This is a genomic window from Nitratidesulfovibrio sp. 1201_IL3209, assembly GCF_036763125.1.
Taxonomy (GTDB): Bacteria; Desulfobacterota; Desulfovibrionia; order Desulfovibrionales; family Desulfovibrionaceae; genus Cupidesulfovibrio.
On sequence record NZ_JBAIYT010000001.1, the window covers coordinates 87,934 to 101,514 of the forward strand.

Annotated in this window: 10 protein-coding genes; 2 read left to right on the forward strand and 8 right to left on the reverse strand. The window is 66.7% G+C overall.

Annotated features, from left to right (window positions below):
• Positions 1-384 precede the first annotated feature (384 nt).
• Both V6B97_RS00345 and V6B97_RS00350 read right to left on the reverse strand, forming a co-directional pair.
• Complete coding sequence (locus V6B97_RS00345) at positions 385-1,311, reverse strand: hypothetical protein (RefSeq protein ID WP_333504504.1); 927 nt, start codon at positions 1,309-1,311, stop codon at positions 385-387.
• Positions 1,312-1,343: 32 nt separating this feature from the next.
• On the reverse strand, positions 1,344-4,043 hold the full coding sequence (locus V6B97_RS00350) for a bifunctional acetate--CoA ligase family protein/GNAT family N-acetyltransferase (RefSeq protein ID WP_442935449.1): 2,700 nt from the start codon (positions 4,041-4,043) through the stop codon (positions 1,344-1,346).
• A 474-nt stretch (positions 4,044-4,517) separates the two neighbouring features.
• On the opposite strand from V6B97_RS00350, the gene acs reads away from it, so the two are divergent.
• Positions 4,518-6,521, forward strand: a complete 2,004-nt coding sequence (gene acs, locus V6B97_RS00355; RefSeq protein WP_333504505.1) for an acetate--CoA ligase — start codon at positions 4,518-4,520, stop codon at positions 6,519-6,521.
• 531 nt (positions 6,522-7,052) lie between these two features.
• Here the strand turns inward: acs and V6B97_RS00360 are convergent.
• Positions 7,053-8,717, reverse strand: coding sequence for a hypothetical protein (locus V6B97_RS00360; RefSeq protein WP_333504506.1), 1,665 nt, complete (start codon positions 8,715-8,717; stop codon positions 7,053-7,055).
• Positions 8,718-9,213: 496 nt separating this feature from the next.
• On the opposite strand from V6B97_RS00360, the gene V6B97_RS00365 reads away from it, so the two are divergent.
• Positions 9,214-9,945 carry a DUF3313 domain-containing protein gene (locus tag V6B97_RS00365; protein ID WP_333504507.1) on the forward strand — a complete coding sequence of 244 codons (732 nt, stop codon included), beginning with the start codon at positions 9,214-9,216 and terminating at the stop codon, positions 9,943-9,945.
• Positions 9,946-10,052: 107 nt separating this feature from the next.
• On the opposite strand, the gene V6B97_RS00370 is transcribed toward V6B97_RS00365, so the two are convergent.
• The 5 genes from V6B97_RS00370 to V6B97_RS00390 form a co-directional block, all read right to left on the reverse strand.
• Entirely contained in the window at positions 10,053-11,288 is a 1,236-nt protein-coding gene (locus V6B97_RS00370) for a sensor histidine kinase (RefSeq protein ID WP_333504508.1), read from the reverse strand.
• A gap of 74 nt (positions 11,289-11,362) precedes the next feature.
• Positions 11,363-11,818 (reverse strand): response regulator, encoded by a 456-nt coding sequence (locus tag V6B97_RS00375; protein ID WP_333504509.1) that lies wholly within the window; start codon positions 11,816-11,818, stop codon positions 11,363-11,365.
• An 89-nt stretch (positions 11,819-11,907) separates the two neighbouring features.
• Positions 11,908-12,198 carry a hypothetical protein gene (locus V6B97_RS00380; protein WP_333504510.1) on the reverse strand — a complete coding sequence of 97 codons (291 nt, stop codon included), beginning with the start codon at positions 12,196-12,198 and terminating at the stop codon, positions 11,908-11,910.
• A 125-nt stretch (positions 12,199-12,323) separates the two neighbouring features.
• The gene (locus V6B97_RS00385; protein ID WP_333504511.1) at positions 12,324-13,118 is read right to left on the reverse strand and encodes a sensor histidine kinase; all 795 of its coding nucleotides are present in this window, start codon (positions 13,116-13,118) and stop codon (positions 12,324-12,326) included.
• Between the two features lie 54 nt (positions 13,119-13,172).
• Positions 13,173-13,580 carry a response regulator gene (locus V6B97_RS00390; RefSeq protein ID WP_333504512.1) on the reverse strand — a complete coding sequence of 136 codons (408 nt, stop codon included), beginning with the start codon at positions 13,578-13,580 and terminating at the stop codon, positions 13,173-13,175.
• Position 13,581 lies beyond the last annotated feature (1 nt).

Genomic DNA, 13,581 nt, shown 5'->3' on the forward strand with positions numbered 1-13,581 from the left:
ACGTGTAGCTGCGCACGCATGTCGATCCGTGTTGAGTGCTGTTGAACAAAGAGAAGCAACGTCAAAAGGCCCGCCGGAAACGGTGGGCCTTTTGACGTTGGCGCTGTGAGCCGCAAGGCGCTATTCTATAATGTTTGCTGAAAAAATAGAAGCTTGACCTGGATAACTGGGGGTGCCTGTTGGGGATGAATTCCGCAAGCCCCTACTGGGATGCGTGCTCATACACCCATGCAAAGAACCGGCGCGTCTTAGCGTGCTTGTCATTGCCCCAATTTATGGTTGATGAATAGATAGAAACGCAGCGGATGGAATTGTACGTTTTATAAGTAGCATTACTCTTTGTATTATGCATGTTGTGTTTGCTGTATGAAAGGCCGTGTGTGTTCAAGCAGTGAACACCTTTGTCCGAAATATGGATAAAAATAAAAAAAGAATAAATATCGGAACGATAAGTGTTGTGATTATGAATGTTGCCAATGCGTTCATGAGGTCATTGGCGATGGCGTCTGCGTAATGAAGGGCGCGGCTGGCCTTGTCCATAAACCCAGATTCAACATCGTTTTCTGGTGTTGATGTATCGCTGAATGTTTCCTTGATGTCGTTCCATTTTTTTGCAAACCAAGATGTGTTCCCGTCAGATTTTTGCAATGCATTTCCTTTAGGTGCTGCTCGTTCATCAGATTCAACAGTGGGTAGTTTGCTCTGGCTTTCATTGGCCCCTGATATGCTTTTTTGGTATACTGATTCAAGGTATGAATTTTCTATGTATGAGCTTGAAAGTGCTGTTGCAGGAAATATTAGCCATATTAATAGTGCAGATTTGCCAATGATGAGTGAAAGATTTTTTGCCCAAATAAATCTGTTCCTGGTGTGCAAATATAAAAGGCCAAGTGCTATCGATGTTGGAAGAAGAATTTTAAAACTCACGAACGGAGTGATGCCGATAAGAAGTTTTGCAACGAGCATCATGCTTATTACAATGAAATATGCAGCTGAAATGCGCTCTATAGCATCGTTAATAGCGGAAAGAATTTCGCCTGGGGCCACAGTCATTCCTATTCCAAATGGTGATACGGAAATGTCTGTTCTTTGTATTGTTGAAATTATACGGTCTGCAATTTTTGCAATTGCATACGCTTTCATCGCTTTTCCGAGTGTTGCTGAACAATATTCTTCAGAAATGCGTTCAGCCTCTCCGACGAGGGGAATGGCTGCGTTAACGCCTGCCCCCATGCGAATAGGTGTGAGAATGAGACAAGCAAGCGTGATATAGAGAATGAAAACGAAGATTGTTTTTGCGAGAGTCTTCATGTGGCGTTCACTACCATGATGAATTGGTGGGACTACATGCTGGAATTCTCATCGTCCAACGGCAAATCCAACTGCCAGATATCCTCGTCGTAGTCCTTGCTGACGATGAAGCCGACCGACCGCGCCAGCTCGGCCATGGACTTGTTGTCGCCTAGGGCCGCGCCCACGATGCGCTTGGTGCCGCGCGCCTTGCAGTAGCGGATGATCTTCTGCATCAGCAGTTTGCCAAGGCCCTGCCGCTTCAGGTCCGACCGCACCGCCACGGCGAATTCCGCCTCGCTGTTGTCGGGCGACGCCATGGCCCGGACCACGCCCAGGGTGCGCACCACCCCGTCGTTGTCCGGCCCCTTGGCGATGAAGGCCATTTCGCGGTCGTAGTCGATCTGGGTCAGCTTCACCATTTCGGCGCGGGGCAGCTTGGCCACGTTGCCGAAGAAGCGGAACCGCTTGTCTTCCGCCGACAGACTCTCCACGAATTCCCAGTGCTCCGGCTCGTCCTCCGGGCGGATGGGCCGCAGGTCCACGTGCCGCCCGTCGCGCAGGCTCACGCATTCCTCCTGCTCGCGCGGGTAGGGGCGGATGGCCAACTGGTCCGTGCCGGTGGTGGTGGACCAGGCGATGCGCATGTGCGCATCCAGCGCCACCACGCCGTCGGCGTCCACGAACAACGGGTCTATCTCCATCTCGAAGATTTCGGGAATGTCGATGATCAGTTGCGACACCTTGCACAGCAGCAGGCGCACGGCCTCCAGGTTCACGTGGGCCTTGTGGCCGCTGCCGCGCAGCAGGCGGTACACCCGGGTGCGCGACACCAGTTCCTGCGCAAGGCCCATGTTCAGCGGCGGCAGGGCGGTCTGGCGGTCGGCCAGCACTTCCGCCATGGATCCCCCCTGGCCGAAGCGGATGATGGGGCCGAACACCGGGTCGGTGGCCGTTTCCACGGCCAGTTCGTGCGCCCCGGCCAGGCGGCACATGCGCTGCACGGCATAGCCTTCCATGCGCGCGCCGGGCACCTGGTCGCACACGTTGTTGGCGGTGGACAGGGCGGCGTCCATTACCTCTTCGTCGCTGGAAAGATTCAGGGCCACGCCCCCGGCCAGCGAGGTGCGCGGCACGTCGGGCGATTCCACCTTCAGCGCCACGGGGTAGCCGATCTCCGCCGCCGCCTCCACGGCCTCGCGCGGGGTCTTCACGTGGCGCGTCTCGGCCACGGGGATGCCGTAGGCGGTGAGCACGGCGTGGGCCTCGGCCGGGGTCAGCAGCATGCGCTTGGCTTCCAGCGCGTCGTTCACCACCAGCCGGGCCGCCGTCACGTCCGGGTCGAAGGCTTCCGGCAGTGAGGGCGGCGTTTCCATCAGGGTGTCCTGGTTGCGCCGGTACTCCACCATGTTCAGGAAGGCGCGCACCGCGTTGTCCGGCGTGAAGTGCGTGGGCACCCCGGCGGCGGCGAACTTGCGGCGGGCTTCCGTGGCGTCGTCTATGCCCAGCCAGCTGGTCAGCACCGGCTTGCGGCTGCGCCGCGCCACCTCGATGACCGCGCCCGCCACCTCGTCGCTGGGCACGGAAAAGGTGGGCACGTGCATGACCAGCACGGCGTCCACGCCCTTGTCGTCCAGAAGTATCTGTAGCGCTTTCGCGTACATGGCCCCGTCGGCGGAACTGCGCACGATCAGCGGGTTCCAGTACGACCAGTCGCGCCCCAGTTCGTTGTCCAGGGCCTGGCAGGTCTCGTCGGAAAGTTCGGCCAGCTTGCCGCGCCCCTGCAACAGGGCGTCGGTGGCGAGAAAGCCGGGGCTGCCGCCGTTGGTCAGGATGGCCAGCCGGTCGCCCTTCAGCGGCCTGGCCAGGGCCAGGGTTTCCACCGTGTCGAACATGGCGTCGATGTCGGCCACGCGCAGCATGCCCGCGCGGCGGAAGGCGGCGTCGTACACCTCGTCCGCGCCCAGCAGCATGCCGGAATGCGCGGCCGCCGCCGTGGCCGCCGCCTCGGACCGGCCCGCCTTGATCACCAGCACCGGCTTGTTGCGGGCCAAGGCGCGCGCGGCGGACATGAACCGCCGGGCGCTGTCGATGGTCTCGATGTACAGCAGCACGGCGCGGGTGTTCACGTCGCTGTTCAGGTAGTCCAGCACGTCGTTGAAGTGCACGTCGTAGCGGTCGCCCAGGGCGATGAAGTGCGAAAAGCCGATGCCCTTGGACGTGGCCCAGTCCAGCACCGAGGTGAACAGCGAGTCCGACTGCGAGACGAAGGCCACCTTGCCGGGCAGCGCCTGGCGCGGGGCAAGGCTGGCGTTCACCCCCACCGACGGCGTGATGAACCCCAGGCAGTTGGGACCCAGCACCCGCACGCCCCAGCGCCGGGCGGCCTGCAACAGGGCGGCCCGCTGCACCTCGCGCCGTTCGCGGTCGAAGCGGAAGAACCCCCGGCTCATGATCACGGCGGCGCGGGTGCCGCGCTTGCCCAGTTCTTCTATGTAGCCGGGAATGGTCTCGGGCGGGGAACAGATGACGGCGAGGTCCGGCGTCAGCGGCAGGGTGTCGATGGCCGTGTGGCCGGGCATGCCCGCCACGGCCTCGCCCGTTTCGTTCACCGGCAGCACCGGCCCCAGGAAGGTGCCGGACATCAGGTTTTCCATGATGACGCAGCCCGGCTCGCTCGGCGTGGCCGTGGCGCCGATGACGGTCACGGAGTTGGGCTTGAACATCTGCTCAAGGGACGATTGCGTGGCCACCGTGCGAACCCCCTTCCGTCGTGCCGCCGCGTGCGGGCAGGTGCGGGCGCGCCGGGCGGATGCCCGGCGACGTGCGGTGCGCGGCCGTGGCTGCGGCCAGGACGGCGGCCAACGTTGTGGCGGACCGGCCTTGCCGGGCGGATGCCACCGCCGGGGCGTGCCGTTCCCGTCCGGTGACGGGCCGTCAGGCGCCGTTCATGGGCGCACCATTTCGGGCATTCTTTCCGTCCACCGGCAAAAAGTCAATTTCACCGGCGCAAGACGACCGTTCACCGAAAAGGGGGTGGCGCACGTCTTCGCATGTCGTCGCCGCCTCGCTAGACAAGGGGCGTAGGTCATGCCCCGCCGCACGAACGGCATGGCCGCCACAGGGCCACCGCCACAAGCCCGGCCGGATCGAAAAGACCGGACAGACCGGAAAGACCGAACAGACCGGAAAGACCGGCATACCGCCAAACGAACGGAGGCAACGGCATGAGCCAGAACAAGTCCGACAAGATCGAAAGCATGATGGACGAAAAGCGCCACTTCGCGCCGCCCGCCGCGCCTTCCGGTGACCGCCGCCGCCCGCACGTGAACGGCATGGACGAATACCTCGCCCACCGCGACCGCGCCGACAAGGACCCCGAGGGGTTCTGGGGCGACCGGGCGAACCGGCTGCTGGACTGGTTCACCCCGTGGGACAAGGTGCTGGACGCCGACATGCGCGAGCCGCGCATCGAATGGTTCAAGGGCGGCACGCTGAACGTGGCGTACAACTGCCTGGACCGCCACCTGACCGACGGCCGCCGCAACAAGGCCGCCATCATCTGGCAGGGCGAGCCGGAAGACGACGTGCGCGTGCTGACCTACCAGATGCTGTACGACGAGGTGTGCCGGTTCGCGTCCGTGCTGCGCAACCTTGGCGTGCAGAAGGGCGACCGCGTTTCGCTGTACATGCCCATGATTCCCGAACTGGCCGTGGCCATGCTGGCCTGCGCGCGCATCGGGGCGGTGCATTCCATAGTGTTCGCCGGGTTCTCGGCGGTCAGCCTGCAAAATCGCATTCAGGACAGCGAGGCGAAGATCGTGGTCACGGCCGACGCCGTGCTGCGCGCCGGGCGTTCCATCCCGCTCAAGGTCAACGTGGACGAGGCCCTGAAGGACTGCCCCAGCGTGGAGAAGGTGGTGGTGGTCGATCGCGCCCACAGCAACTGCGCCATGCGCGAAGGCCGCGACCTGTGGTGGCACGAGGTCATGGCCGACCGCACCCTCGACACCTCCTGCCCGTGCGCGAAGATGGACAGCGAGGACATGCTGTTCATCCTGTACACCAGCGGTTCCACCGGCAAGCCCAAGGGCGTGGTGCACACCACCGGCGGCTACCTGACCTACGTCGCGCACACCACCCAGTGGGTGTTCGACCTGCATGACGACGACGTGTACTGGTGCACCGCCGATATTGGCTGGATCACCGGGCACAGCTACATCGTGTACGGCCCGCTGGCCCTTGGCGGCACCACGCTGATGTTCGAGGGCGTGCCCTCGTGGCCGGGGCCGGACAGGTTCTGGCGCATCGTGGAAAAGTTCCGGGTCAACATCTTCTACACCGCGCCCACGGTCATCCGCGCGCTGATGCGCGAAGGCGCGCACTGGACGCAGAAGCACGACCTGTCCTCGCTGCGCATTCTGGGGTCGGTGGGCGAGCCCATCAACCCGGAAGCGTGGATGTGGTACCACGAGCACATCGGCGGAAGCCGCCTGCCCATCGTGGACACCTGGTGGCAGACCGAGACCGGCGGCATCATGATTTCCGCGCTGCCCTACGCCACCACGCTCAAGCCCGGTTCCGCCACCTTCCCGCTGCCCGGCGTGGACGCGGCCGTGGTGAAGCCCGACGGCGCCCCCTGCGGCCCCAACGAGGGCGGGCACCTAGTCATCCGCAAGCCGTGGCCCGGCATGCTGCGCGGGGTGTTCGGATCGCCCGAGCGGTACAAGTCCACCTACTTCGAACGCTTCCCCGGCATGTACGAATCGGGCGACGGCGCCCGCACCGACGAGGAAGGCTACACCTGGGTCATGGGGCGTCTGGACGACGTGATCAACGTCTCCGGGCACCGCATGGGCACGGCGGAGGTGGAATCCGCCCTGGTGGCGCACCCCTCGGTGGCCGAGGCCGCCGTGGTGGGCATGCCCCACGCCATCAAGGGCGAGGCCATCTACGCCTACGTCACCCTGGCGGCGGGCACCGAAGAGACCGAGGAATTGCGCGCGGCCCTGCGTACCTGGGTGCGCAAGGAGATCGGCCCCATCGCCACGCCGGAGGTCATCCAGTTCGCCGAAGGGCTGCCCAAGACCCGCAGCGGCAAGATCATGCGGCGCATCCTGCGCAAGATCGCGTCGGGCGCGGGCTCCGACTTCGGCGACACCTCGACCCTGGCCGACCCGGGGGTGGTGCAGGATCTGATCGAGGGGCGCGTGCAACTTACCGGACATTAATCGCGAGCGTGCCTTTTGCCCGCTGGCGTCGTCAAACTTCGCCCGCCATATCGGTCGAATACGAGAAGAGTACGCGTTGCGGTCCTCATCCGTAAGGTTCGCTTCGCTCACCCAACGGCTGAGGCACTCCCTCATGGCAGGCTTGTTTTCCTCGCCAGCGAACAAAAAACACACTCGCGGAACACGGTGAGACCAATGCGTTAGCATGCATCATAGCAAGGTGGGGCGGCCCGTTTGGCGGCGGGGCGCTCCATCCGCCGGCACCCACACCCGCGCCGGACGTGCGGCGATGTCCGGCGCGGGTGGCCGGCCACCAGGGGCGGTGCGGCAACCGCCGCGCCCCTGAATGTTCTCTCCCCCTTCCCGCTGAAGGAGGCGGACCGGCATGGCCGGTCCGCCTCCCGACGTTTTTGGCTCCCGATTTTTGGCTCCCGATTTTTTTGGTCCCGGCGTTTCAGGGCTCCGATGTTGCGGGGCTTCAGCGCCTTCCGCCAACGTGCATCCGGTGCGACGCCGCCGGGTGGCCCGTCGCTACAGTTGTTCGCGTTGCCGCATTGCCCCGGCAAGGTATTCCAGCACCTTCTTTCGTGTCTTGCGGCGCAGGTACACCGTCCACGCGGTCGCCAGAAGGGCATGCGCGGCCCAGCAGGTCTTGCGGCCCAGCCGTCGCACCAGGGTGTCCATGCGCGGGACCATGGCCTCGACGATGTGCTCCATGTTGCCCTCGGATATCTTCGGCCACGGCGGCAGCGTGATTTCCTGCCGCAGCGGTTTCATCAGTGGAATGATGGGGGCATGGTCCGGCTCGCCCGCTTCGGTACACTCGGCGCGCAGATCGTGCAGGTCGCCGCCGGGGGCGTAGCGGGGCCGGTCCCCCGTGAACAGGGGGTTGGCCAGCGGCAGGGCGAAGTGACGGCGCAGGAACTGCTGCGCGTTGCGCCTGCCGAGCTGGTAGTCGTGTTCGCGGAAGGCTTGGGCAAGAAAGCCCGCAAAGGCGCCCAGCCCCGCGCCCGCCAGCGCGTCGTCCCCGTCCCGTTTGCCGTTCGGGCCGCCACCGGCGGGGGCCACGAGAAAGCGCGAGTAGGTCTCGCCATCACCGGCCAGTTCCAGTTCGGCGGGCTTGAAGCGGCACTGCTGCTTCATGGCCACCAGCAGCGGGGGGATCATGTCGAGGATGTCGGCGCGCAGGCGCCGCAGCGGCAGGTGGGTTTCCTCGCGGTATGGCGAGGGAAAGGGGTCGATGAGCACCACGGTGCCCCAGGCTTTGTCCCCCTTGCGGTCAAGGTTGTCGCAGACGCTGCCCAGCAGCGCCTGCCGGGCCAGTTCGAAGGGTTCATTGTTGACCATGCCGCCGTCCACGGCGGGGAACTGCAACTGTTCGCCCGGCCGCAACGCCGTTTCGGGCTTGAACGCTTCGCATCCTTTGGGGCCGTATCCGGGCCATGCGCGCGCGGCGTACACCGGTTCGCCGGAGTGCAGGCAGCGGGGGGCAAGCCCCACGGGAAAGGCGGAACTGGCCAGCACCCAGTTCTGCAACACCGGCCAGCCCAGGGGGCCGCGCGGGTCCACGGGCGTCACGCCGGTCTGCGGCGGCGCGTCCGTGCCCGCGAACAGGAAATCGCCGTAATCGCCGTGCAGGAACATGTCGTGCCCGTACCGCCGGGCGGTGCCGAGCATGGGAATACGGTACGGCACGCCGGGCAGGCTGGTGACGCAGACCCGGATGCGCAGCTTGGCCGACAGCCATGGCGGGTACACGAACTGCTCGTCCCACGGCATGCTGAAGGCGTGTTCCGCGATGGCGTCCAGCCGTTGCGCATTGAGCAGCGAGGGGATGGCATCGCCGTTGTCCTGCATGTCCGAGGTGCCGAGGAAGCCTTGTGAATTGCCGTTGCCTTGCAGCAGGTCCAGGCTGTTCACCCACACCTCCCAGAGCAGCGGCGGGGTGCGCCCGCCCGACGGTTTGCGGCTGCGGATCACCGCCGCCGGGAACAGCCCGGCGGCCACGGCCCCGGCCGAGGCGCCGGAAACGGCCTCGATGCGCACGTCATGGCCGGGCACGTCCCCATCGCCCAGGGCCCTGGCCGCGTACCAGGCGTCCAGCGCCTCGATGAAGAAGTCGATGACCCCGGCGGAGTAAGGACCGCCGGACACTGCCCCTGCCGACGCGAGCGCGATGCGGAACGGTTCTGCCATGGGTGCCCCCGTGGTTGAACGGCCGGGTGACCGACCCGGCGCGGTGCGGCAGGCATGACCCGACAGCCGCGGCAATGGGGCGACGGAGGTGGGGGCTGGCGGTGGCGGTGGCGCGCGGAGGGGGATGGATGCCGGGCGCGGGGTCCGGCGGAAGGAGCGCGGCGAGGTGGCGGCGGCGCGGCGTGGGGAAGAGGCCGCATTGATGGTCGCACAGGCGGCCGCCGGTGGGAAGGGAATTGTGCATGCGGATGGCTGCTGGACGGAAAAACTAGCCCGGTTGCCGCACATCGCCAAAAGATGCTACGTTGACGTATGGTTCCGGCCCCTTTCCCGGTCCGGCGGCCGGCTTGCCCCGTCCATGCCGACCGGCCCGAACGCGTTCAACCCAAACGTATCCGGCCCAAACGTATTTGGCCCAACCCCATTGGTCCGGCAGTTCCGTGCAGCGCCCCTTTGGCCGTGCCACCTCGGTTCATCGACACCCCAGGAGGTTTCCATGCGCGTGTTCCCCCCGTGTTCGTTCCGCACTCCGTCCGGTCCCGTGGGCCGCATCCGTCCGGCCGCCCTGCTGCTGACCCTCCTGGTCCCGCTGGTTCTGGCGGGGTGCGCGTGCAGGCAGCAGGCCGCCGCCACGGAACCCGCGCCTGCGGTCTCGGCCGCCGATGCGCCCCTGCTGCTGGAGCACCCCGCCACGGGCGGCATGCTGTACTCCCGTGAGCCGGAACTGTTGCGGCGGTACACGAAGTTTCAGATGGAGCACGTGGTGTTGCGCGAGGAACGGCCGGAGACCTTCCAGGGGGCGTCCATCGAGGAAAAGGCCGACATGACCTTCATGACCCACGACATCTTCGTGGACGCCCTGCGGCGCGGCGGCTGGGAGGTGACCGACAAGCCCGGCCCCGGCGTGGCCCGGCTGCGGCTGATGATCTTCGGCATGCAGGCCACCGAGGTGGTGCCCGGCGACGCGGCCTACGACACGCCCTTCGGGCGCATCGACCTTTCGCGGCTGGACGACGCGGGCAGGGCGGCCCTGATGGGCAACATCACCCTGGGGGGCGAACTGACCGATTCCGAGACCGGGGCGCGGCTGCTGGGCTTCGTGGAGCGCTGTTCCGTCACCGGGCTGGACCCGCTGCGGGCCTTCGGCCGCTGGGACGCCGCGCGCAGCGGCGTGGAGGCCAACGCGGCGACGCTGGTGCGCGGCTGGAACCGCCTGCATGGGAAATAGTTGCGCCTGATTTTTGGTCCGCACCACCACCAGCCACGCGGCATCGCCTCGTGGCTGGTTCTTTTTCGGGGGCAAGGACGGAAGGCGGGACGGGCGGGGAGGGCGGCCTACCCCTGGCAGGCGGGCGCGGGCGCCTCGGCCGGTGCTTCCGGCAGGGGCAGGCGCAGGGTGACCGTGGTGTCGCCGGGCTGGCTGTCGATGTCGATGAACCCGCCAAGGGCGGTGACGACGCCCACGGCCACGGACAGGCCAAGGCCCATGCCGCGCCCCACGGGCCGGGTGGAAAAGAAGGGCTCGAACACGTGGGGCAGCACGTCGGACGCGATGCCGTGCCCGGTGTCGTGGAAGGCGATGCACAGTTCGCCGCCGGGAGCGGGGGCGGCGGCGTCTCCGAAGGGCGGGGCGGCCCCGGCACCCTCGGTGGTTCCGATGGCCCCGGCGGTCCTGTCGACCCCGGCGAGAGGACGCTCCACCCGCACGGTGACGGCAAGCTCGCGCTCCGTCACCGGGGGCTGGGCGTATTCCACCGCGTCCAGCGCATTTTCCGCCACGTGCACGAACACCTGGCGCAGTTCCACGGGCGGGGCCACCAGCAGCGGAACCTCGGGCGGCACGTCCAGCCGCACCGCCACGCCAAGGTCGGCGGCCCGGTCGGCCAGCAGGCGCAGGGCCTCGCCCAGCAGGTCGGCCACGCGCACCGGGCCGGGGCGCGGGTCCAGCCCCTTGCCGAAGAACAGCAGCTTGCGGGTTATCTCGCGCACGCGGCGGCTCTGGGCCTTGATCCTGACCACGGAACGGCGCATTTCCGCCGCGTGCGGGCTGGAGGCGAGGTCCGGCTCGTCCAGCAGGTCCTCGATCCAGCCCGCCGCGTTGGTCATGATGTTCACGGGGTTGTTGATCTCGTGCGCCACGCCCTCGGCCAGCCGCCCGATGGAGGCCAGCTTGCCCGCCTCGATCATGCGGGCGTTTTCCTCCTGGCGCAGCTTGCGCTCGTGGGCGGCGCGCAGCTCGCGGACCAGGTCGTCGATGTCGGCGGGCTTCAGCAGGTAGTTGAACGCCCCGTGGCGCATGCCCTCCACCGCGTTGCGCACGTCGGACGAGCCGGTGAGCATCAACGCCTCCACCAGCGGCAGGCGCGCCTTCATGCGCCGCAGCAGGTCGATGCCGCTGGCGCCGGGCAGGCACACGTCCAGCACGGCCACGTCGAAATCCTCTCCGGCGTCCAGCAGGGCCAGGGCGGATTCGGCGTCGTAGGCGGTGCGCACGGCAATGCCGCGCGCGCGCAGCCGTTCGGCCAGCAGTTCGGCGAAGGCCGTCTCGTCATCCACGAGCAGGGCGCGCATCATGCTCCCCTTGGGCTCTTCCGGGTTTTCCCCGGGTTTCCCCCAGGCTCCCCCGGTCGGGCGCGGCCCGCCCGCTATTTCTTGTCTTCGTCCAGGATTTCGCGGGCGTTGTCGAAGTCGCCGGCCTGCGCGAAGGTGGCGGCCACCATGGCGTCCTCGATCCTCTCGCGGAAGGCGCGGCGGATGTCGCGCACCAGGATGTCGATGTCCACGGGCTTCTTGTGGTACTCGAAGGCGCCCAGGCGGCGGGCTTCCTCCTCGTCCTTCTCGGTGCCGTGGCCGGTCAGCACGATGACCTGCACCTGCGGGTAGGCCTTCTTGACCCGGCGCAGCACTTCCATGCCGTCGATGCCGGGCATGCGCAGGTCAAGGACCATGACGTCGGGCACCTCGCCGGCGGACACCATCTGCAGGGCTTCCTCACCGTTCAGGGCGACGGTGGCCCCGGCGTCGCGCATGGACATGCGCTCGGCCAGCGTGCGGACGAAATTTTCCTCGTCGTCCACCAGCAATACCTTGATACCCTTCATGACTGCTCTCCTTCGGGTTCGGGTGAAACACGGTCCGCAAACCCGCGCGGCGGTGGCAAGCCCGCCGCGCGGTGCATCGTAGCTGTGTTCTAGATGGGTACGACGCCGTAGCACACGGCCACGTCGCCAAGGCCCACGTCGGCCAGGAAACTGTTGCGGATGACCCGGCGCGCGGGGCGCACGCATCCCATCATCTCCAGGGCCGCGTCGCGGCAGTCGGCCTCTGCGAAGGCCACGGCCGCGAAGACGTCTTCAAGCCGCCCGGCGCATGCGGGAGCGGGGGTGACGCCCGCCATGCGCATGGCCTCGCCGTGGTCCGCCGCATCGGCGAAGGCCACGGCCGCGAAGCAGCGTTCCAGCGTTTCACGAAGTGTTGCCATACGTTCCTCCGTTGTGCCGTGGCGGCAGGATGTTGCCGCCGCGTGAGACAAGTGTTTCAGGAGAGCAGTTGGCTTTATCGTAGCTGAAACCGTTGCAACGCGAAAGCGGAAAATATGCTCACGCATCAGGCGGTGCAGTCCGGGCATGGCAGAAAGAAGCGCAGTTGCGCGCCCTCCGCCTGCCGCACCTCCGCACCGCACGCCTGCATGCAGCGCGCTATGTCGGCGCTGACCGTGGAAAGCTCCGTGGCGCCGGAACCGGCCCGCGTTCCGGGCGGGGTGAAGTCCAGTTCCACCCCCGGCACGCCCCCCGGCTTTCCCCCCGGCTCCTCCTGGCGCAGGGCCGCGCGCAGCACCAGCGCCCCGCCGGTGGCGGGCCGGGCGTTCCGGGCCGCATTGTCCGCCAGTCCGTCCACCCGTCCGTCGGGCAGCCCTTCGCCCAGGCAGCAGCGCACGGCGCGCAGCAGGTTGGCGCGCAGGGCAAGGCCAGGGGCGCTCACGCGTACCGCCGGGCCGTCACCCCCCTGTTGCGCAAGGACAAGTTCCACCCCGCGCATGGCGCAGCCGCGCCGGGCCAGGGCCACGAACTCCTCCAGCACCGCGCCAAGGTCGCGGGGGGCCTCGCCGTCCTCTTCCCAGGCGTGGGCCAGGCGGTTCAGGTTCCAGGCAAGATCGCCCCCGCGCGCCACCTGTTCCTGGATCAACGCCAGCATGGTGCACAGCCGGTCGCGGTGGGGCAGCCCTTCGCCGCACAGGGACACGAGGTCCTGCATCAGCCCGGCCGATTCGCGGATCACCGCCAGGGCGTTCTGCAATTCGTGCGTGGCCGATGCGGCAAGGCGGCCCACGCATTCGTGGGCGGCGTCATCCCCACCCGTTGCGGCGGGGGCGGCCATGTGGATGGTGTCGTCGTGTGCCATGCCGTGGTTCCTGTGCGATACGTTGTGCCGCGCGCTGTACGCCGCGTGCGCGGGCTAGGCGTTGCCGCCGTTGTCCTTGCCGGCTTGCGCGGCCTGCGCCAGCCGGCCCGCCTCGTGCAGCTTTTCCAGCAGGTCTTCCAGCCGCAGCGGCTTCATCAGGTAGTCGAACGCGCCCAGCTTCATGCCTTCGATGCCGTCGCGCGCGCTGCCGTGCCCGGTGAGCAGGATGACCTGCACGGCCGGGTGCCCGGCCTTGATGCGGCGCAGGGCTTCCGTGCCCTTGATGCCGGGCATCATCAGGTCCAGCACCACCACGTGGGGCGGGTCCGCCTCCACGGCGCGCAGGGCCTGTTCGCCGTCGGTGGCGATGCGCGTGACCATGCCGCGCAGCGACAGCCGTTCGGCCAGGGTTGTGACGAACTCCTCCTCGTCGTCCACGAGCAGAACCTTCAGTTCCTGCATG

Coding starts and splice junctions, on each gene's coding strand:
- V6B97_RS00380 (WP_333504510.1), bottom strand. CDS start 12,198: ATGGCAACACTTCGTGAAACGCTGGAACGCTGCTTCGCGGCCGTGGCC.
- V6B97_RS00365 (WP_333504507.1), top strand. CDS start 9,214: ATGCGCGTGTTCCCCCCGTGTTCGTTCCGCACTCCGTCCGGTCCCGTG.
- V6B97_RS00360 (WP_333504506.1), bottom strand. CDS start 8,717: ATGGCAGAACCGTTCCGCATCGCGCTCGCGTCGGCAGGGGCAGTGTCC.
- V6B97_RS00370 (WP_333504508.1), bottom strand. CDS start 11,288: ATGCGCGCCCTGCTCGTGGATGACGAGACGGCCTTCGCCGAACTGCTG.
- V6B97_RS00390 (WP_333504512.1), bottom strand. CDS start 13,580: ATGCAGGAACTGAAGGTTCTGCTCGTGGACGACGAGGAGGAGTTCGTC.
- V6B97_RS00345 (WP_333504504.1), bottom strand. CDS start 1,311: ATGAAGACTCTCGCAAAAACAATCTTCGTTTTCATTCTCTATATCACG.
- V6B97_RS00375 (WP_333504509.1), bottom strand. CDS start 11,818: ATGAAGGGTATCAAGGTATTGCTGGTGGACGACGAGGAAAATTTCGTC.
- V6B97_RS00385 (WP_333504511.1), bottom strand. CDS start 13,118: ATGGCACACGACGACACCATCCACATGGCCGCCCCCGCCGCAACGGGT.
- acs (WP_333504505.1), top strand. CDS start 4,518: ATGAGCCAGAACAAGTCCGACAAGATCGAAAGCATGATGGACGAAAAG.